The organism is Streptomyces sp. NPDC031225 (genome assembly GCF_055570355.1).
This window is the reverse complement of record NZ_JBVIHJ010000017.1, coordinates 26,263-44,420: the sequence shown is the minus strand read 5'-3', so window position 1 is coordinate 44,420 and position 18,158 is coordinate 26,263. Positions and strand designations below refer to the sequence as shown.

General features: G+C 71.5%; 19 protein-coding genes. 10 read left to right on the top strand and 9 right to left on the bottom strand.

Going from position 1 to position 18,158, the window contains the following annotated elements:
* Positions 1-147: 147 nt before the first annotated feature.
* Complete coding sequence (locus tag ACZ48Z_RS27170) at positions 148-633, top strand: Rieske (2Fe-2S) protein (RefSeq protein WP_468738500.1); 486 nt, start codon at positions 148-150, stop codon at positions 631-633.
* Here the strand turns inward: ACZ48Z_RS27170 and ACZ48Z_RS27165 are convergent.
* The gene (locus ACZ48Z_RS27165) at positions 620-1,276 is read right to left on the bottom strand and encodes a cysteine hydrolase family protein (RefSeq protein ID WP_468738499.1); all 657 of its coding nucleotides are present in this window, start codon (positions 1,274-1,276) and stop codon (positions 620-622) included. The two genes, ACZ48Z_RS27170 and ACZ48Z_RS27165, sit on opposite strands and share 14 nt — an antisense overlap.
* A gap of 136 nt (positions 1,277-1,412) precedes the next feature.
* On the opposite strand from ACZ48Z_RS27165, the gene ACZ48Z_RS27160 reads away from it, so the two are divergent.
* Positions 1,413-1,880, top strand: a complete 468-nt coding sequence (locus tag ACZ48Z_RS27160; protein WP_468738498.1) for a pyridoxamine 5'-phosphate oxidase family protein — start codon at positions 1,413-1,415, stop codon at positions 1,878-1,880.
* Positions 1,881-1,895: 15 nt separating this feature from the next.
* Here ACZ48Z_RS27160 and ACZ48Z_RS27155 read toward each other — a convergent pair whose 3' ends face one another.
* Positions 1,896-2,798: a LysR family transcriptional regulator gene (locus ACZ48Z_RS27155; protein ID WP_468738497.1), complete on the bottom strand. Its 903-nt coding sequence runs from the start codon at positions 2,796-2,798 to the stop codon at positions 1,896-1,898.
* A 74-nt stretch (positions 2,799-2,872) separates the two neighbouring features.
* Between ACZ48Z_RS27155 and ACZ48Z_RS27150 the strand changes: the two genes are divergently transcribed.
* A complete protein-coding gene (locus tag ACZ48Z_RS27150; RefSeq protein ID WP_468738496.1) occupies positions 2,873-3,892 on the top strand; it encodes a DMT family transporter in 1,020 nt (339 codons plus the stop codon).
* Positions 3,893-3,913: 21 nt separating this feature from the next.
* On the opposite strand, the gene ACZ48Z_RS27145 is transcribed toward ACZ48Z_RS27150, so the two are convergent.
* Positions 3,914-5,245 carry an aminotransferase class I/II-fold pyridoxal phosphate-dependent enzyme gene (locus tag ACZ48Z_RS27145; RefSeq protein WP_468738495.1) on the bottom strand — a complete coding sequence of 444 codons (1,332 nt, stop codon included), beginning with the start codon at positions 5,243-5,245 and terminating at the stop codon, positions 3,914-3,916.
* Positions 5,246-5,280: 35 nt separating this feature from the next.
* Here ACZ48Z_RS27145 and ACZ48Z_RS27140 point away from each other — a divergent pair, with 35 nt between their 5' ends.
* Positions 5,281-5,964, top strand: coding sequence for a pyridoxamine 5'-phosphate oxidase family protein (locus ACZ48Z_RS27140; RefSeq protein ID WP_468738494.1), 684 nt, complete (start codon positions 5,281-5,283; stop codon positions 5,962-5,964).
* Positions 5,964-6,596: an FMN-binding negative transcriptional regulator gene (locus tag ACZ48Z_RS27135; protein ID WP_468738493.1), complete on the top strand. Its 633-nt coding sequence runs from the start codon at positions 5,964-5,966 to the stop codon at positions 6,594-6,596. Before ACZ48Z_RS27140 ends, ACZ48Z_RS27135 begins: the two co-directional genes overlap by 1 nt.
* 38 nt (positions 6,597-6,634) lie before the next feature.
* Here ACZ48Z_RS27135 and ACZ48Z_RS27130 read toward each other — a convergent pair whose 3' ends face one another.
* From ACZ48Z_RS27130 to ACZ48Z_RS27120, 3 genes are all read right to left on the bottom strand, one after another.
* Positions 6,635-7,546, bottom strand: a complete 912-nt coding sequence (locus ACZ48Z_RS27130) for a DMT family transporter (protein WP_468738492.1) — start codon at positions 7,544-7,546, stop codon at positions 6,635-6,637.
* Between the two features lie 257 nt (positions 7,547-7,803).
* Positions 7,804-8,799 (bottom strand): EamA family transporter, encoded by a 996-nt coding sequence (locus ACZ48Z_RS27125; protein ID WP_468738491.1) that lies wholly within the window; start codon positions 8,797-8,799, stop codon positions 7,804-7,806.
* A gap of 88 nt (positions 8,800-8,887) precedes the next feature.
* Positions 8,888-9,454: a Clp protease N-terminal domain-containing protein gene (locus ACZ48Z_RS27120; protein WP_468738490.1), complete on the bottom strand. Its 567-nt coding sequence runs from the start codon at positions 9,452-9,454 to the stop codon at positions 8,888-8,890.
* Between the two features lie 198 nt (positions 9,455-9,652).
* Here ACZ48Z_RS27120 and ACZ48Z_RS27115 point away from each other — a divergent pair, with 198 nt between their 5' ends.
* The gene (locus tag ACZ48Z_RS27115) at positions 9,653-9,841 is read left to right on the top strand and encodes a hypothetical protein (RefSeq protein WP_468738667.1); all 189 of its coding nucleotides are present in this window, start codon (positions 9,653-9,655) and stop codon (positions 9,839-9,841) included.
* Between the two features lie 145 nt (positions 9,842-9,986).
* Positions 9,987-10,415 carry a type II toxin-antitoxin system Rv0910 family toxin gene (locus ACZ48Z_RS27110; protein WP_468738489.1) on the top strand — a complete coding sequence of 143 codons (429 nt, stop codon included), beginning with the start codon at positions 9,987-9,989 and terminating at the stop codon, positions 10,413-10,415.
* A gap of 66 nt (positions 10,416-10,481) precedes the next feature.
* Here ACZ48Z_RS27110 and ACZ48Z_RS27105 read toward each other — a convergent pair whose 3' ends face one another.
* A complete protein-coding gene (locus ACZ48Z_RS27105) occupies positions 10,482-11,105 on the bottom strand; it encodes a PadR family transcriptional regulator (RefSeq protein WP_468738488.1) in 624 nt (207 codons plus the stop codon).
* Positions 11,106-11,422: 317 nt separating this feature from the next.
* Here ACZ48Z_RS27105 and rox point away from each other — a divergent pair, with 317 nt between their 5' ends.
* Entirely contained in the window at positions 11,423-13,006 is a 1,584-nt protein-coding gene (gene rox / locus ACZ48Z_RS27100; protein ID WP_468738487.1) for a rifampin monooxygenase, read from the top strand.
* Between the two features lie 99 nt (positions 13,007-13,105).
* Here rox and ACZ48Z_RS27095 read toward each other — a convergent pair whose 3' ends face one another.
* Positions 13,106-13,999, bottom strand: a complete 894-nt coding sequence (locus ACZ48Z_RS27095) for an alpha/beta hydrolase (RefSeq protein WP_468738486.1) — start codon at positions 13,997-13,999, stop codon at positions 13,106-13,108.
* Positions 14,000-14,499: 500 nt separating this feature from the next.
* Between ACZ48Z_RS27095 and ACZ48Z_RS27090 the strand changes: the two genes are divergently transcribed.
* Entirely contained in the window at positions 14,500-15,315 is an 816-nt protein-coding gene (locus ACZ48Z_RS27090) for a PhzF family phenazine biosynthesis protein (RefSeq protein ID WP_468738485.1), read from the top strand.
* A gap of 7 nt (positions 15,316-15,322) precedes the next feature.
* Here the strand turns inward: ACZ48Z_RS27090 and ACZ48Z_RS27085 are convergent, their stop codons facing one another.
* Positions 15,323-16,123: a CPBP family intramembrane glutamic endopeptidase gene (locus tag ACZ48Z_RS27085; protein ID WP_468738484.1), complete on the bottom strand. Its 801-nt coding sequence runs from the start codon at positions 16,121-16,123 to the stop codon at positions 15,323-15,325.
* Positions 16,124-16,332: 209 nt separating this feature from the next.
* On the opposite strand from ACZ48Z_RS27085, the gene ACZ48Z_RS27080 reads away from it, so the two are divergent.
* The gene (locus ACZ48Z_RS27080) at positions 16,333-18,141 is read left to right on the top strand and encodes a substrate-binding and VWA domain-containing protein (protein ID WP_468738483.1); all 1,809 of its coding nucleotides are present in this window, start codon (positions 16,333-16,335) and stop codon (positions 18,139-18,141) included.
* Positions 18,142-18,158: the final 17 nt, after the last annotated feature.

Genomic DNA, 18,158 nt, shown 5'->3' with positions numbered 1-18,158 from the left:
ACCGGGGACCGACAGCGAAGCGACAGCTCTGGCTTACACGGCTCTGATCTCGAACACGTTTAGATCTCGACATCGTCTGAACAACCCGTGTCGGACGACCGTACCCCTGGACAGCTGCACCACGTCCGCGTTGGAAGGAATGTCAGCATGACCAGCGAACTGCCCCATCCTGTTCCGGCTCCTGCTCGCCGTACCGTCGTGGCGGCGGTGGGCGCGGCGGGACTCGCCGTCGCGCTGACCGCGTGCGGGTCGGGTGACGACTCGTCCGACTCCTCGTCCAGCACCCAGGCGGGTGCGAACGCGAGCGGCGGAGGTTCGAGTTCCAGCTCCGGCAGCGGCTCCGGCGGCACCGTCCTGGCGAAGACCTCCGACATCCCCGAGGGCGGTGGGACGATCTTCAAGGACCAGGGTGTCGTGGTCACCCAGCCGACGGCGGGCACCTACAAGGCGTTCTCGTCCAAGTGCACGCACGCGGGCTGCGCGGTGGGCAGTGTGGCCGACGGCGTCATCCACTGTCCGTGCCACAACAGCGAGTTCTCGGTCGTGGACGGCAGCGTCAAGAAGGGTCCCGCAACCCAGGCGCTGCCGGCCGAACAGATCAAGGTGAGCGGGGACTCGATCACGCTGGCGTGACCCGGGTGCGCCGGGCCCGCTCGAAGCCGGCCAGCACCTCGTCGGTGGTCGCGACCGTGGCGACCAGCGCGAGGGTGTGACGGACCATGGCGGGGGTGTAGTCGGAGGGCACCCCCGCGATGGCGTCGCCGGGCACGACGACGGTGTAGCCGCGGTTCACGGCGTCGAAGACGGCGTTGGGGATCGCCACGTTGGCCGAGACCCCGGTCACGACCAGCGTGCGGCAGCCCAGGTTGCGCAGCAGCGCGTCCACCTCGGTGCCCTGGATCGGGGACAGCCCATGGAGTCGCCGTACGACAAGGTCGTCCTCGGCGACCTCGATCGGGGCGGCCGGCCGCACCGCCGCGGTTCCGGTCAGCTGCTGGACGGGCAGGCGCTCGGCGGCGCGGAAGAGGCGGGCGTTGCGGTTGGCGCCGCGCCCGTCCGGGCGGCGTTCGGCGATCGCGTGGATGACCTGGACCCCGCTCTCGTGGGCGGCGGCCACCAGCCGCGCGATGTTGGCGAGGGCGCCCGAGTCCCGTGCCTCGCGGGCGAGTTCGGGCAGGGCGCTGTCCGGTCCGACGACGCCCTGCTGGCATTCGACGGTGAGCAGGACGGTGCTTCCGGGAGCGAGGAGCTCGCCGAGTTGTTCGTACGACGGCATGGTGTCTCCTCGTCGCCGGCGGCCCGGAGCCGGTGACAGTAGCCACCATTGCGTGGGGACGGAAGACCACCCATTCTTTTCTGACGTGATGTCAGAGGATCTCCTCTGACACGACGTGAGACAAAGAGGGGGATGAATGACCGTCACTCAGCGCCGAGGCCGGAAGATCATGATGACGCCGGGCGAGCTGGACGAGTTCCTGACCAGCCAGCGCACGTGCCGGGTCGCCACCGTCTCCGCCGACGGTGCCCCGCATGTGAGCACGCTGTGGTTCGCCTGGGACGGCGCCTCGATATGGCTGTACTCCGTCGTGCGCAGCAAGCGCTGGACGGACCTGCGCCGCGACCCGCGGGTCGCGATCGTGGTCGACACCGGTGAGGAGTACGACGACCTGCAGGGCGTGGAGCTGTCCGGGGCCGTGGACTTCGTGGGCGAGGCTCCGCGCACCGGTGAGCTGTACGCCGAACTCGACGCTCCCGAGACCCTGTTCGCCCGCAAGAACTTCCGCCTGGAGGAGATGCCGCACGACGGCCGGCACGCCTGGATACGGCTGACCCCCGAGAAGATCGTCTCCTGGGACTTCCGCAAGCTGGGCTCGGCCTGACCCGGACGGCCGGGCTCAGGCGGCCTTCTCCGCCGCCGACTTGAGCGCCTGCACCGCCGCCCGGATCGACGGGCGGCGGTCGGCGTCGGCGCGCCACACGGCGTAGATGTGCCGGCTGACCGGCTGCCGTACGGGCACGGCCCGCACGCCGTCCGGGAGCGGTCCCCGCCCCAGCCGGGGCGCCACACACACCCCCAGCCCTGCGGCGACCAGGGCGAGTTGGGTCGGATGCTCCTCCGCGCGGTGCGCGACGCGGGGTTCGACACCCTTGGAGCGCAGGGTGTCCATCAGCCACTCGTGGCAGAACTCGTTCTCACCCCAGGTGACCCAGTCGTCGTCGGCGAAGTCCTCCAGGTCGACCTCGCTCCGGTGCGCGTGGCGGTGGGTCTCGGGCATCGCCACGTCGGCCGTGTCGTCGACGATCGAGGCCTTCACCAGCCCGTCGGGCATGGGCAGCGGCTTGTTGTACCAGTCCAGGACGACCGCGAGATCGTGGTCGCCGCGGAGCACGGCGAGGAGCGCGGCCTCGGGCTCCATCTCGCGCGAGCTGATCCGCAGCCCCGGATGCTGGGCGCGCAGCCCTGCCAGGGCGGCCGGGAACAGCCCGCGCGCGGCCGTCGGGAACGCGGACAGACGCAACTCCCCCACCACCTGACCGCGTTGGGCTTCCAGGTCGGACTGGGCCAGCTCGACCTGGGACAGGATGCGGGCCGCGTGCTCGGCCAGCAGGCGGCCCGCGTCGGTGAGCCGCACCCCCCGGCCGTTCTTGGCGAGGAGCTGCTGGCCGACCTCCCGCTCCAGCTTGGACATCTGCTGCGAGACGGCCGACGTCGTGATGTGCATCCCCTCGGCGGCACCGCTGACCGAGCCGTGCCGGGCGAGGGCGTCGAGGGTGCGCAGGCGCTCCAGGTTCAACATGTAAGCAACTCTACGACATACATCGCTCGAAAACTCGCTTGTGCTACGAGATCACGTACCGGATCGTGGTCGGCATGACCACTGCGACCGTCACCGAAGCCCCGGTCCGGGCTGTCCGCCGCCCCGCCCTGGACTGGCGTCTGCGCTTCGGCGCGCTCTCGCTGATCTGGGGGTTCAGCTTCCTGCTGATCAAGGTGGGCACGCAGGGGTACGCGCCGTTCCAGGTCACGCTCGGGCGGCTGCTGTTCGGGACGGTGGTGCTCGCGGCGGCGATGGCGGTGAGGCGGGAACGGCTCCCGCGCGGGCTGCGCATCTGGGGCCGCCTGGCAGTCGCGGCGTTCTTGTTGAACGCGCTCCCGTTCTCCCTCTTCGCCTACGCGGAGTTGACCATTCCGTCCACGCTGGCGGGGATCTGCAATGCGACCTCACCGTTGTGGGGGATGGCGTTGTCCCTGGTCGCCCTGTCCGAGGACCGGCCCACGCGCGTGCGGGTCGCGGGACTCGGGCTCGGGTTCCTGGGGGTGCTGACGGTTCTCGGCGCGTGGCAGGGGTTCAGCGGCCTGGACGGCAGGGGGACGGTGATGGCTCTGCTGGCCTCGCTCAGCTATCCGATCGGGTGGATCTACGTCCGCCGGACTCTCGCGGGTGCGGGTCACTCCCACATCTCCCTGACGGGGGCGCAGTTGCTGTTGGCCACGGCCCAACTGACGCTCGTCACCGTGCTGTTCAGCGGGATACCGACCCATGTCGACGTGCTGCCCCTGCTGGCCGTCGCGACTCTGGGTGCGCTGGGGACGGGAGTGGCCCTGCTGATCCAGTACGGCCTGGTGGCGGAGGTCGGGCCGACGACCGCACAGATGGTCACCTACTTCATTCCGGTGATCGCCACGGGGGCGGGGGTCGCCGTGCTGGGTGAGTCGTTGAGCTGGTCGACGCCGGTGGGGGCGGTGGTCGTTCTCGCGGGGGCGGCGCTGACACAGCTGCGGCGGGGCGCCGGGCACAGCGGGGCGCGGACGGCCGGTGGTCGCGGGCCCGACGGGACCGGTCGCGCTCACGCCACGGAGCCGCACATCGAGGCGGCCCCGCGCCCCTGATCAGGTTCGCCCGCCCTCTCCCTACACATGGTTCCTGGTCGGCGCCGGCCCCAATGCCCCTGCGACGGCGTCCGCCAGGGCTACGGCCTCTTCGGCCGTGAGAGTCGCCACGGTCACCCTGATCCCCTGCGGGGCGCCCATCCTGAAGCGGGCACCCGGGGCCACCGCCCAGCCCGCGTGGAGCAGGCGGGCCACCGCTCCGGTCTCGTCCGGGACCGGGATCCACACGTTGAGGCCGCTGCGGCCGTGGGCCTCGACCCCACGCTCCGCCAGCGCGCCGATCAGCTGATCGCGGCGCCTGCGGTACGCCGCCGCCACCTTCGCCGTGTCCGGTGTGCCCTCGGCCCACAGGTGCGCCACCGCCCGCTGGGTGACGAGGCTGACCCAGCCGGGGCCCAGGCGGTGGCGGCCCTGGACCCGGTCCACCGTGACCTCGTCACCGGTGAGGACCGCCAGGCGCAGGTCGGGGCCGTAGGCCTTGGCGACCGAGCGGACGAAGGCCCAGTGGCGGGTGACGCCGGCCAGCGGGTGCAGGGGGAGGTCCACGATGCCGTGGCCGTGGTCGTCCTCGATCAGAAGGGTGTCCGGGTGCTCCCCGAGCACGGCGCGCAGGGCATGCGCGCGCGTGGCCGTCACCGAGGCCCCGGTCGGGTTCTGGGCGCGGTCGGTGACGATCAGGGCTCGCGCGCCGGCCGTCAGGGCGCGGCGCACGTCGTCCACCAGCGGGCCCTCCTCGTCCACGCCCACCCGGACCATGCGCAGGCCCAGCGCCGGGACCAGGTCGAGGAGGCTGCCCCAGCCGGGGTCCTCCACGGCGACGGTGTCGCCCGGTCTGAGGTGGGCCGCCAGGACTCGCTCGATCACGTCGAGGGAGCCGGAGGCCAGGGTGAGGGGGCCCTCGGGAACGCCGTCCGCGTCCAGTGCCCTGCGGGCGAGGCGCGCCAGGTCCGGGTCCACCGTCGACTCCCCGTACAGGACGGGTTCCCGGTCGCCCTGCTCGGCGGCCGCGGCGAACGCGGGGGCCAGCGGGGGGAGCAGCGCCGGGTCCGGGTTGCCGTTCGCCACGTTCCGCACCCCGTCCGGGACCTCCACCCGGATGTACTCGCGTCCCGTGGTCGCCGGCTTCGACCGCACCCGGCTGCCTCTCCGCCCGGCGGTCTCGATGACCCCGCGCTCGCGCAGGGTGCGGTACGCGGCCGCGACCGTGTTGGGATTCACGCCCAGATCGGCCGCCAACTCCCGCATCGGCGGGAGCAGTTGCCCTGGCTCCAGCTCTCCGGCACCCACCGCACGTTCGACGCTCGCCGCAATCTCCGCTGCGCGCCGACCTTCGATCCGATATCCTTCTAGCACAAAGCCTACTATGCACTAGTGCAATGGAGACCGCAATGCAGGGGACCACCGCGACCACGCCGGAGCCGACCGCCTACGCGCCGACCGACCGCACCGTCCCGACGCGCTCCCCCCAACGGGCCTCGTACGACAGGGAACTGGTGCACTCGATACTCGACGAGGGCTACGTCTGCCACCTCGGTTTCGTCCGGGACGGTGCCCCGGTGGTGCTCCCCACGCTCTACGGCCGGGTCGGCGAGCGGCTCTACGTCCACGGCTCGACCGGTTCACGCCCGCTGCGGATGACGGGCACGGCCGACCCCGGGCTGCCGGTGTGTCTCACCGTCACCCGTGTCGACGCGCTGATCCTGGCCCGCTCGGCCTTCCACCACTCGATCAACTACCGGTCCGTGGTGGTGCACGGACTCGCGTACGACGTCACGGACCCCGAGGAGAAGCGCCTCGCCCTCGACGCGCTGGTCGACCATGTGGTCCCGGGGCGCGCGGCCGACTCGCGGCCGGCCAACAAGAAGGAACTCGCCGCCACCGCCGTCATCCGCCTCGACCTCGACGAGGTCTCCGCCAAGCTGCGCACCGGCGGGGTGAACGACGAGCCCGAGGACCTCACCCTCCCCCACTGGGCCGGTGTGGTCCCGCTGCGCAAGGGTTACGGCACCCCGGTCGCCGACGGCGGGCTGGCCGCCGGCACCGAGGTCCCCGGCTACCTGGCGAGCCTGTGATGCTGATCCATCCCTGGGACGCGGCCCGCGACGACGCCGAGTGGCAACGGTGGCTGGCCGTCCACGACTTCGGGCAACTCGTCGTCAACGGCCCGGCGGGCGAGCCGCCGTTCGTCCAGCCGCTGCACTTCGCCTACGACCCGGAGCGGGGCGAGGCCCTCACACATCTCGCCCGGCCAAACCCGCTCTGGGACGCACTGGAGGCGAACCCGGAGGTGGTGCTGAGCGTGGTCGACGACTACGCCTTCGTCCCCGGCCCCTGGCAGGCCGAACCGGACACCTCTCCCGAGCACGGCGTGCCCACGAGTTTCTACGCGGCCGTCCAACTCCGTTGCCGCGCCCATCTGGTGGACGATCCGGCCGGCAAGGCCGCACTGCTCAACCGCCAGGTCGGCCACTTCCAGCCGGAGGGCGGCACCTCGGAGGCGGCGGCCGGTGAGGCGCCGTTCGGGAGGTCGCTGTCGGGGATCCGCGGGCTGCGGCTCGAAGTGACCGGCGTGCGGGCGAAGTTCAAATACGCGGGCAAGCGGACCGTGGAGGTGCAGGACCGGATCGTGGGAGAGCTGGCCGGCCGGGGCGCTCCTGGGGACGCGGCGGCGCGTGAGCATCTCCTGCGGCGACAGCGCGCCTGAACGGCGGGGCCCTTCCCGCAGAAGGGCCCCGCCGCTCGTCATGCGAGTACGCGTGCCTCCGTCACGGCGAGCCCGGCGACCGCGCCCAGCATCAGCAGGGTGCCGACGAGGGTGGTCGCGGTGAGGTGTTCGCCGAACAGCACGACGGCCAGGACCGCCGCGCTCACCGGTTCGAGCAGCATGATCACGGAGACGGTGGTGGAGCGGACGACCGCTGCCGCCGCGAAGTAGAGGGCGTAGGCGAGAGCCGTGGGAAATGTAGCGAGGTAGGCCAACAGGACGACGAGCAGGGCGGGTTGGGCGGTGTGCGGGACGAGTCCCTCGGCCCACGCGAAGGGCAGCAGACAGACGCTGGTGACCGCGAACACCCCGAGGGACGTGCCGGAGGACCCGGCCCGGGCGGCGCGCGTGATCAGGGTCATCACACAGCAGCCGGCCGCCGAGAGCAGTCCGAGGAGCACACCCTGGAGCCGTACGGACGCCTCCGCGCCGCCGAGCATCAGCACGCCGAGTCCGGCGAGTGCGCCCACGACGGCGACGACTCCGCTCCGCCCCAGCCGCTCCCCCAGGGCCAGGCGTGCCCCGAGTGCGATGAGGACGGGTCCGGCGCCGAGGGTGACGACGGTGGCCACGGCGAGGCCGGTGGACCGTACGGAGGCGAAGTACGCGGTCTGGAACACCGCGAGCGCCAGGCCCGAGGCGCCGACGCGCAGTGCCCTGCGGCCCGCCGACTCCGAGACGGCCGTACGCGCGTGTGGCCGTAGGGCACGGACGCCGAGCAGGACCACGAGCCCGGCCGCGCAGCGCCAGAAGGACAGGGCCAACGGGCCCAGGTCACTGGTGCGGTAGACCAGAGAGGCGACCGCTCCCGCGGTGCCCCAGGTGGTACCGGCGATGATCAGGTAGACGAGACCTCGCCCGATGGGCAGGCCTGAAGAAGCATGCAACACGTGTTCTCTCCGCAGACGCGCCGAAGCGCGGAGTTCGGAAGGGGACACCCGCTCGATGGCGGGGTCCGCGGACTTCGTCTGCGGGCAGCACCGTCACGCCCGGCGACATGCCGGGCGTGATGTCCGGAAGGCCCGCCTCAGGCGGCCGGCGGAGAAACGATGAGAGTGCGCGTATGCATGGCGCGGAGCCTAGTCCAGGACGGCCGGGTGAGGTCCGCTGCTTTTCGGCGACGGAGCCGGCACATCCCGCGGAGCGCTCAGGCAGAGGTCTTCCGGGCGGCGAGCCGGCTCTCGCCGCCGCCGGTCGCGATCGGCTCAGCGGAGCCCTTGGCCGGGGCCGAGGACTGGGCGATGAAGGCGCCCAGGAGGACCACCGCGCCGCCCACGATCTGCGGTGCCGAGAGGTGTTCGCCGAGCAGCACCCAGGCAAGGACCGTCGCGACGACCGCTTCGAGGCAGGCCACGACCCCGGCGATCGCCGGTGAGAGCCTGCGCACCGAGACCACGCCCGTGACGTAGGCGAGAACGGTGGCCACGAGCACGATCCACCCGAGCAGCAGCCCCGCCGCGACCGGGGTGCCGTCCATGTCGGCCCGGCCCGTGAGGACGGAGAAGTCCATGGCCCACGGGCGGGCCACGACGGTCAGCACAACGGCGCCGACGAGGAGGCCGTACGCGATCACGCCGAGCGGGTCAGGGGCGTCGGCGGAGCCGCTGCCCTGGTCGGACAGGACGAAGTAGCCGACCTGGCAGCAGGCGGCACCGAGCGCGAGGAGCAGCCCGAGGGCGTCGAAACCCAGACCTGTCCAGACCTCGACGACACAGGCGAGGCCGCCGACCGCGAGGACCACGCCGAGCGCGGCCGCGCGGGTCACCGGCCGCCGCTGCACGAACCGCACCCAGCCGAGCACCAGCGCGGGCGCGAGGTACTCGACGAGCAGGGCCACACCGACCGGGATGCGGGAGATCGAGGCGAAGTAACAGGCCTGCACACCGGCCACGCCCAGCAGGCCGAACCCGGCGAGCAGCGCGGGCCGACGGCGCACCAGCGCGCGATGGCGTACGGCTAGCGGCAGCATCAGCAGGGCCGCGCCCGCCACCCGCAGCCACACCACGTCGAGCGGGTCGAGCCCTGCCTCGATCAACGGTTTGGCCGCGACCCCGGAACCACCGAAGGCGAGCGCGGACACCAGCGCCAGACCGAGTCCGACGCCCTTGCCGCCACCGGCACTGCTGCTCTCAGACGTAAACACCGACCCATGATGACAGGGGACGACATGAGCGTCACCCCTGTTGACTCCTGTCTCAGCGGCTGGACCCGCCCCCGCCGCGCGCCCCGCCTCAGGGAGCAGGGTGCTGCGGTCCGCTCCGGAGGCCTCCCGGCCGACGGTCCTCGATCCGCGCGCGCACGTCCCGGGCATCGATACCGGCGCGGGTCAGCACTTCCACGGCCCGGGACCCGGGGTCCGCCAGGATCGCCGCGAGCAGGTCGATCCCCCGGGAGGGTCCGTCGTCGCGGTGCCCGGCCCGGGCATGGGCGTACGCCATCGCGCCCGCGGCGAGCGGCGAGAAGCCATCGGCCGCCGTCACGACGGGGACGGGGACGGAGTCCTCCACGGTGCCCTGCCAGCGCAGTCCGTAGCCGATGCTGCGCTGCACGAGATAGCCGAGCAGCCGGGGCAACTGGGTTTCACCCTCGAAAACGGCGTACGCCTCGGCGTCGGCGTCCAGCAGCGAGTGCAGCAGATGTGCCGTGTCGATCTGCCGGTCACCGTCACGGAGCGCGCGTCTGCGGGCACCGGACACCACCGCTGCCAGTTGCGCGCTGAGCCTGGCATCGCCGTCCGGGCCGACGGCCGGCGGGCCGCCCTGTTCGCGGGCCGACTGCCGGGGGATTCGGGGGTGCACGTGTCCCACCCCATCAGCCCCACCGAATCGAGTCATCCCCGAGGGGAAGCATCTTCGGGTCCCACGCTGAGCGGACCCCGGGAGCAGGAATCTCCTCCTCAGGGAGGAGATCAAGCCGTTCTGTCCTGGTGGGCGCGCACCGCCTCGCCGTGCGCCCCTTGCGCAACCGCGGTGCGACGCCACTCGTCCCACACAGGCGTGGAGAGCAGGAGCTGGCTGGTGACGCTGCCGGCCGTGGACGGCAAGCAGTACGTGTACCGGGTGTACGGCCCGGAGGACGCACTGCTCGCCGACCTGTTCTGGGAGGCCTGGCACTGCCACGACGAGAGCGCGTTCCCGCGCGCGTGGGACCTCTTCGACGCGGCGGTGATACGGGAGGTCGGCTGAGGCGGGCCGGCCCGGACGCAGGGTCGCCTGGACAGCCGGGCCGCCCAGGACGGTGCGCACTTCCTGACGGTTCATCAGTATTGAATGTTGCGGTCCCTGCGGCTACTTTCCGCGACACCACAGCCCGACACGAAGAGGTGGCCGCATGGCGGAAATCAGCGCGGAGGCACGCGTCCAGGCACCCGCGGAGAAGGTCTGGGCACAGCTCACGGACTGGTCCTCGTACGGGGAGTGGAACGCGACCCACACCAGCTTCCCCAAGGGTGGCCCGACGGTTCTCGAAGTGGGCGGGACCTTCCAGGAGAACATGAAGCTGATGGGTTTCCCCGCCGAGGTCGAGTGGACCGTCGACCAGGTGGAGCCGGCCCGGCTGTTGGCCATCCGGGGCAAGGGCCCGATGGCGGTGAGCGTCGCCACGCGCTACACCCTGACCCCCGACGGCGACGCCACGGCCGTCCGCATCGACGGTGAGTTCACGGGCGCCGCCGTCTCCTTGATGGCGGGCAAGCTGAAGGACTCGGGGACCGCGGCCCTGAACGAGTCGCTGCGGAAGCTGGCCGGGCTGGTGGAGTGAGCGCGGCACACACGAGGGCGCCCCGCGGATCGCTCCACGGGGCGCCTGTCGATCGCCGTACGGCTGTCAGTCCTCGTCTGCGAGGATCAGGTACAGCTTCTTGCGGGCCTCGTTGATGACGGCCACCGCCTTGTCGCGCTGTTCCTTGTTGCCGGTCTTCCAGACCTGACCGAAGGCCTCCATCAGACCGAACCCGGCCTGCCGGATCTCACCCAGCGCCTCGAAATCGATGCCGCGGGAGGCTTCCTCCCAGGGCGCGTCGGGCCCCTCGTCGGCCGCGGCGCGGCCGGCCTCGGTGAGCGCGAACAGCTTCTTGCCGCCCTCGCTCTCACTGGCGATCAGCCCCTCGTCCTCCAGCATCTGGAGGGTGGGGTACACCGAGCCGGGGCTGGGCTTCCACGCCCCGCCGCTGCGCTCGGCGATCTCCTGGATCATCTCGTAACCGTGCATGGGCCGGTCCTTGAGCAGGGCCAGGATCGAGGCGCGCACGTCGCCGCGCCGCGCCCTCCCCCTGGGTCCACCCCGCCCCCTCGGCCCCCAGGGCCCGGGGCCGAACCCCGGACCACCGAAGCCGGGGCCACCGGGGCCGCCCGGACCGAAAGGCCCGAAGGCGCCACGCAGGCTCTCGAAGCCACCTCGGCCCTGACGACCGGCACCACCGTGTCCACGCTCGAATCCATGGGAACGCATCGCAATCACTCCATTCCATCGTCGATCAGTCGCGATGCTTCAACGATATATCGGGACTGTTCACATGGCAAGGCCCTTCAACCGACAACCGCACCGACCTGTGCCGACGGGTGCGCTCACGCCGCCAACCGGAAAAGGGGTGGACGGGCCGATGCCCAAACTTGTAACTTGCCGTCGACCGCGGCACCGCCCAAGGAGGTGAGACCCATGAACGCTGTATCGATGTGGGTGCTCCCCCTTCCCGTCACGGTCGGGCGATCGACGTAGGTCTCGCCGGGAGCGCCTCCCCCACAGGGCACTCCCGAAAGGCACCACCCATGGACTCTCCGCAGTTCACCGCCCAACCGTCGTCGAGCGATTCGGCCGAGTGCGACGCCACCGCGGGCGTCCCCCGACTCCGGCCGCAGGCCCCGGGCGCCGATCGCGCGCCCCTCATGTTCGACGTGATCATCGCCGGGTGCGGGCCGACCGGCGCGACGCTGGCCGCCGAACTACGGCTGCACGACGTGCGGGTACTCGTCCTGGAGAAGGAGACCGAGCCCGTCTCGTTCGTCCGCATCGTCGGTCTGCACATCCGCAGTCTCGAACTGATGGCCATGCGCGGACTGCTGGACCGCCTTCGCGAACACGGACGGCAGCGTCCGGCCGGCGGGTTCTTCGCCGCCATCGACAAACCCGCGCCCAAGGACCTGGATTCCGCGCACGCCTATCTGCTCGGCATCCCGCAGCAGGTCTTCGAGCGCGTCCTCGAAGAGCATGTGATCCAACTGGGTGCGCAGGTCCGGCGCGGTTGCGCGGTCGCCGGTTTCGAGCAGGACGACGAGGGTGTGACCGTCGAGCCGGCCGAGGGGGAACGGCTGCGTTCGCGCTATCTCGTCGGCTGTGACGGGGCGCGCAGTACGGTGCGCAAACTGCTCGGCGTCGGCTTTCCCGGCGAGCCCTCGCGGACCGAGACGCTCATGGGCGAGATGGAAGTGAGCGCGCCGCAGGAGGAGATCGCCGCCAGGGTGACCGAGATCGGCCGGACCCAACAGCGCTTCTGGCTCAGGCCCTTCGGCGCGGGGATCTACAGCGTCGTCGTGCCGGCCGCGGGAGTCGGCGACCGCGCGGAACCGCCCACTCTCGAGGATTTCAGGCAACAGCTGCGCGCTGTCGCCGGAACCGATTTCGGCGTGCACTCCCCACGCCGGCTGTCCCGCTTCGGGGATGCCACCCGGCTGGCCGACCGGTATCGGGTCGGGCGCGTACTGCTGGCCGGCGATGCGGCACACATCCATCCGCCCACCGGCGGCCAGGGCCTCAACCTGGGCGTACAGGACGCCTTCAACCTCGGCTGGAAACTGGCCGCCCAGATCCACGGGTGGGCGCCGGACACACTGCTGGACACCTACCAGGCCGAACGCCGCCCGGTCGCCGAGGACGTGCTGGACAACACCCGCGCCCAGATGGAACTGCACTCCACCGAACCGGGCCCGCGCGCCGTACGCAGGCTGCTCACCGAACTCATGGACTTCGACGCGGTGAACCGCCATCTGATCGAGAAGATCACAGCGATCGACATCCGCTACGACTTCGGCGCGGGCCCTGACCTGCTCGGCCGCCGGCTGCGCGACGTCGACGTGCGGCAGGGCAGCCTCTACGGTCTGCTGCATCGCGGCCGCGGCATGCTGCTGGACCGCACCGAACGCCTGACCGTCGGCGGCTGGTCGGACCGGGTCGACCACCTCGCGGACCCCACCGCGGCACTGGACGTCCCGGGCGTCCTGCTGCGCCCCGACGGCCACGTCGCCTGGATCGGCGACGACCAGCAGGAGCTGGACGACCACCTCACCCGCTGGTTCGGCACGCCCACCGGCCCCGACGGCGCTCCGGCGGGTCGCCTCCGGCGGGCGCCACGGTGAGGATGCCGTGATGTTGCCGCACAGCTCCGCCGCCTCGCCGGCCCGGTGCTCGCGCGCATGGCGGCGGATCCTCCGGCCTCCCGCGAGCGCCCTGCCGTGTCAGTCGTTCAGGGCGGCGCGCAGGCTGGTGGCCATCAGGTGGATGGCCTCCTTCCCGGCCGGTACCGGGCCGGTGTGCGTGAAGTAGTGGTCGACGCCCACGAAGGTGTGGTGGGTGACCGGGACACCGGCGGCCTCCAGGGCCTTGGCGTAGGCGTCACCTTCGTCGCGCAGGCGGTCGTTCTCCGCGGTGACGACCAGGGCGGGAGCGAGTCCGGCGAGGTCGTCGGCGAGGCCCGGCGAGACGAGGGGCTGGGCGCGGTCGGCGGGATCGGGGACGTAGGCGGCCGTGAAGATCCGCATGAGCTGGGGGGTGAGCAGGGGCTTGGCGATGAGGGACTGCTTCGTGGCCGGGTCGGCGACCTGGTCGAAGGGCCCCGAGTCGAGGATCTGCAGCCGGGGCGAAAAGGCTCCGCGCTCCCTGGCCAGGCGGCAGACCGCGGCGGTCAGGTTGGCCCCGGCACTGTGTCCGCCCACGGCGAGGCGTGTCCCGTCCCAGCCGCCCGTGGCGCCGTTCTCGACGACCCACGCGGTGACGTCGTAGGCCTGGGTGACGGGGACGGGGAACGGCCGCTGCGGGGCGACCGAGTAGTCGACGTTGATCACGACACAGCCGGCCGTGGCGGCTATGTAGCGGCAGATGTGGTCGTCCTGCTCGGCTCGGGCGACCACGAACCCGCCCCCGTGGAAGTTGACGTACACGGGGGCCGGGGCCCCGGTGGAGGCCGGCGGGCGGTAGACGGTGCACGTCACCGGACCGGCACCGGTCTCCACCCGAAGGGTTTCGGTGCGGGCCGGGACGTCGGTGAAGCGCAGGTCCTTGTGCACGCGGGACATCACGCGGCCGAGCAGGAGCTGGATCCCTCGGGCCTTGATTCTGGAGCTGAGCGGCATGCGGGGCACCTATCAGTGCAAGTTTAAAATAACAGGTTTCCTGATGATGAACGCTCGCCGCCCATCGCGCAATGGGCGCGGAGTCATTCCGTCGCCGAGCACTTCCGCCGCAGCACCGACCACCGTCGCCGCCGATCCCGTGCGGCCGGCCAGGACGACAACGGAGCGAGCACGAGCAGCCCCGGCTGATCGCGGTCTCAAGCGCGCCGGAACGAATCCCGCCCGGATCCGGCTCACGCAGAGGTCCCGGCCCGGTGGGCTCCCGTTCCACGACGACCGCCTCTCGTCGCGGCCGACATCACCGACCTCAGGCGGCACGAACACGGCCAAGGCGGCAACCGGCAGCGTCTCCAAGGCGCGGGCGTTCGCAGCCCCGAAGGCCACCAACCCCCGTGATACTCCGCGACGCGATCCCTCACGGTCGACGCATCGGGAAATGGGTCCAGCACCCCGGAATTGGCCTTGTTCCGGCGCCGAGATCACGCCGTACCGTCGTTGCCATGCGCATCCGTATCGTCGACGCCTTCACCGACCGCCCCTTCGCCGGCAACCCCGCAGGGGTCCTGCTCCTGGACGACGCGTTCCCGGACGACGACCGGCTCCAGAACATCGCCCTGGAGGTGAACCACGCCGAGACGGCCTTCGCCCACCGGCTCCCCGCAGGCGGCGAGGCGGACTGGGCGTTGCGCTGGTTCACACCCACGACCGAGGTGAACATGTGCGGCCACGCGACGCTCGCCGTTGCTCACGTCCTGCACAGCACCGGCGCCCATGAAGGCCCCGCGCGGTTCGCCACCCGCAGTGGTGTCCTCATCGCGACACCCGGCGAGGACGGCTCGATCACCCTGGACTTCCCGACCGCCCCGCTCACCCCGGTCGAACCGCCCGAGGGAGTCGCCGAGGCGCTGGGCGCCGAGCCCCTCACCGCCTTCGACACCGGCCCGAACATCGGCGACCTGCTGCTCGAACTGGCCGACGAGAAGACCGTCCACGCGCTGAACCCCGACCACAAGGCGCTGGCCGCGTACTCCGCGCGCGGCATCATCGCCACCGCCCTCGCCGAGAACCCGGCGCTGGGCTACGACTTCGTCTCCCGCTGCTTCTTCCCGAACGTCGGCATCGACGAGGACCCGGTCACCGGCAGCGCCCACACCGCCCTGGCTCCCCACTGGTCCGGGCGCCTCGGCCGTACGGAACTCACCGGACTGCAGGCATCGCCCCGCTCCGGCCGGGTCCGCACCGAACTCCGGGGCGAGCGAACCCTGTTGACGGGCCGCGCGGTCACCGTCATCGAGGGCGAGCTGCTGGCGTGGTGACAGCCGCTCACGCCGTCGGCAGCCAGCCGACCTTCCCCGCGAGCAGCGCGTATCCCACGAACGCCCCGATGTCGAGCAGGGAATGCGCCACCACCAGGGGCCCCACCCGACCCCACCGCCGGTACAGGTAGACGAAGACCACGCCCATGACCATGTTGCCGATGAACCCGCCGACCCCCTGGTAGAGGTGATAGCTGCCGCGCAGTACGGAACTGGCCACCAGCGCGGTGCCGGGGGTCCAGCCCAACTGGTGCAGCCGGCGCAGCAGGTAGCCGACGACGATCACTTCTTCGAGGACCGCGTTCTGCATGGCCGAAAGGATCAGGACGGGGTACTTCCACCACACGTCGGGCAGCGCCTCGGGCACCACGGTGAGGTTGAAGCCGAGGCCGCGCGCGGCCAGGTAGAAGGCGATTCCGGTGCTGCCGATGACGGCCGCGATCCCGGCCCCGCGGACGAGGTCGGGTCCCGGCCGGGTGCGGTCGAAGCCCAGGGTCCGCAGGCTCCCGCCCTCGCGCAGCAGGAAGTGCGCGACCAGCAGCACGGGCACCAGGGACGACGTGATCCCGAAGAGCTGCCAGGCAAGATCCAGCCAGGGGCGGCCGGGCGCGGCCGAGGCGTTGAGGGTCGCCGCCTGGTCCTTTAGGCCTCCCGGCCTGGTGACCGATCCGACAAAACTGATCAGTGCGGACACACCGCTCGCACCGAGCGAAAGCCCCAGAACGAGCAGTGTCTCGTCACGGAAGAACTTCCGTGAGAGGGCCTCCCCGGGAAAAGAATCGGCCACCCCACCTGTCTCCGCCTGCACACCTGCCTCCAGTTGAGTAATCCCGCCTCATCCCCATCGCAGCCCCGCTAGGGTCCTTCGAAAGAACTTACGAAGATCGTGAGACTTTACGAAGTTCGTGCGTGACAGACCGTCGAGGGGACGGACGCCGTACGGGGGCGTACCTCCCTCCTTCCTGCCGGATACGGCTGTCCGGGCACGGGGAGTCGACAGGGAGGGGCACCACCGTCATGGGACGTCACAGCTTGCCCGATCAGTATGGGGCGGGCGGCAGCGACCCCCGTCCACACGACCCTCGCCCACGCGAGCCCCGCCCGCGCGTGCGCCGCCGCACGGTGGCCATCGCGACGGTGCTCGTCGTGACCGTCGCCGGCGGTACGGCCGCCGCGGCCCAGGGCGGCCTGCTCTCCTTCGGTTCCTCCTGCCGGGACGAAGCCGTGGAGCTCAAGGTCGCCGCCTCCCCCGATGTGGCCCCGGCACTGCGCACCGCGGCGAAGCGCGCCCGCGATCAGAACCTCACCTCCGACGGGCGCTGCCTCGACATCACGGTGACCGCGCGCGAGTCGTACAAGGTCAGGGACACCCTCGCGGCCGGAAAGGCTCCCGACGCGCAGGTGTGGGTGCCGGACTCGGACGTGTGGGTGGAGCAGATCTCCGCGAACGGCGGCGCGACCAAGGTGGCCCGCGTCGGCAATGTGGCCTCCAGTCCGGTCGGGATGGCGATGGTGCCGGCCGCCGCGAAGTCACTGGGCTGGCCGAAGAAGACGTACGGCTGGCTCCCGCTGGCGGGCGCCACCCTTCAGGACGACTCCCTCAAGCTGGGCGCCGCCGACCCCGCGCGCAGCGCGACCGGGCTGCTCGCCCTCACCCGGCTCAGCGGTGCGGCCGGCCGGGTCGAGGGCGGGCAGACACAGGCCGCGGCGATGATGAAGGCGCTCTCGCAGCGCATCTCCGACAGCGACGGGCAGCTGGTGGAGACCCTGCCGCGGGGCTCCTCGGGCACCGAGCAGGGCAATCCGAAGCGCAACCAGGCGCTGGTCCTGTCCGAGCAGGCCTCCTTCGCGTACAACTCCTCGGCCGACTCGGGCAGCGGGCTGGACTTCTTCTATCCCACGGACGGTTCACCGCGGCTCGACTACCCCTACGCGCTCGTCGACGAGACCCGGCTGACCACGGACGAGAGCCGGGCGGCGATCCGGTTCATGACGTATCTGCGCAAGCCCGAGCAGGAGCAGCTGCTGACTGACCACGGGTTCCGCACGTCCGACGACCAGGTGTCGGCCACGCTGGTGGCGAAGGCCGGGGGCAAGGTGCCGCAGCCGTACACGGAGGCGGCCCCCGAGCCCGCCTCGGCGACGGCCCTCCAGGAGGCCCTGGGCACCTGGACGATCACCGTGCAGAGCGCACGGATCACGACGGTCGTGGACGCGTCCTCCTCCATGTCGGAGCCCGTGCCGGGCACCGGCCGCTCCCGCATGGACGTCACCAGGGCGTCCCTCCTCCAGGCCCTCGCCACCTTCACCCAGGAGGACGAGATCGGACTGTGGGAGTTCTCCACCAAACTCGACGGCGCCAAGGACTACAAGGTCCTGGTGCCGACGGAACGCCTGGGCGACAGCGCGGACGGCGGCGGGACCCAGCGCGAGCGGCTGTCGGCGGCGTTCGGCGGCCTGGAGCCGGTGCCGGGCGGCGCGACGGGGCTGTACGACACCACGCTCGCCGCGTACCGGGCGGCGGCCTCCTCCTATGCCGAGGGGAAGTTCAACGCGCTGGTCGTGCTGACGGACGGCGTGAACCAGGACCCGGGCAGCATCTCGCGCGGGAAGTTGATCTCGGAGCTGGAGAAGCTGTCCGACCCCCGACGGCCGATCCCACTCATCGTGATCGCGGTGGGCCCCGACGCCGACCGCGCGGAGGCGCAACAGCTCGCCGAGGCGACAGGCGGTTCCGGTCAGCAGGTCAACGACCCCGCCCAGATCCACACGGTGATCCTGAAGGCGATCGTCGCGGCGGGCGCCCGGGGCAGCAGCACGAGCTGACACCGGGGCCCCGCACC

What these genes read in the sequence shown, in the direction of transcription:
- ACZ48Z_RS27150 (WP_468738496.1), top strand. Translation starts at nt 2,873, where the DNA reads ATGACCACTGCGACCGTCACCGAAGCCCCGGTCCGGGCTGTCCGCCGC.
- ACZ48Z_RS27170 (WP_468738500.1), top strand. Translation starts at nt 148, where the DNA reads ATGACCAGCGAACTGCCCCATCCTGTTCCGGCTCCTGCTCGCCGTACC.
- ACZ48Z_RS27155 (WP_468738497.1), bottom strand. Translation starts at nt 2,798, where the DNA reads ATGTTGAACCTGGAGCGCCTGCGCACCCTCGACGCCCTCGCCCGGCAC.
- ACZ48Z_RS27135 (WP_468738493.1), top strand. Translation starts at nt 5,964, where the DNA reads ATGCTGATCCATCCCTGGGACGCGGCCCGCGACGACGCCGAGTGGCAA.
- ACZ48Z_RS27110 (WP_468738489.1), top strand. Translation starts at nt 9,987, where the DNA reads ATGGCGGAAATCAGCGCGGAGGCACGCGTCCAGGCACCCGCGGAGAAG.
- ACZ48Z_RS27080 (WP_468738483.1), top strand. Translation starts at nt 16,333, where the DNA reads ATGGGACGTCACAGCTTGCCCGATCAGTATGGGGCGGGCGGCAGCGAC.
- ACZ48Z_RS27105 (WP_468738488.1), bottom strand. Translation starts at nt 11,105, where the DNA reads ATGCGTTCCCATGGATTCGAGCGTGGACACGGTGGTGCCGGTCGTCAG.
- ACZ48Z_RS27140 (WP_468738494.1), top strand. Translation starts at nt 5,281, where the DNA reads ATGCAGGGGACCACCGCGACCACGCCGGAGCCGACCGCCTACGCGCCG.
- ACZ48Z_RS27160 (WP_468738498.1), top strand. Translation starts at nt 1,413, where the DNA reads ATGACCGTCACTCAGCGCCGAGGCCGGAAGATCATGATGACGCCGGGC.
- rox (WP_468738487.1), top strand. Translation starts at nt 11,423, where the DNA reads ATGGACTCTCCGCAGTTCACCGCCCAACCGTCGTCGAGCGATTCGGCC.
- ACZ48Z_RS27095 (WP_468738486.1), bottom strand. Translation starts at nt 13,999, where the DNA reads ATGCCGCTCAGCTCCAGAATCAAGGCCCGAGGGATCCAGCTCCTGCTC.
- ACZ48Z_RS27090 (WP_468738485.1), top strand. Translation starts at nt 14,500, where the DNA reads ATGCGCATCCGTATCGTCGACGCCTTCACCGACCGCCCCTTCGCCGGC.
- ACZ48Z_RS27165 (WP_468738499.1), bottom strand. Translation starts at nt 1,276, where the DNA reads ATGCCGTCGTACGAACAACTCGGCGAGCTCCTCGCTCCCGGAAGCACC.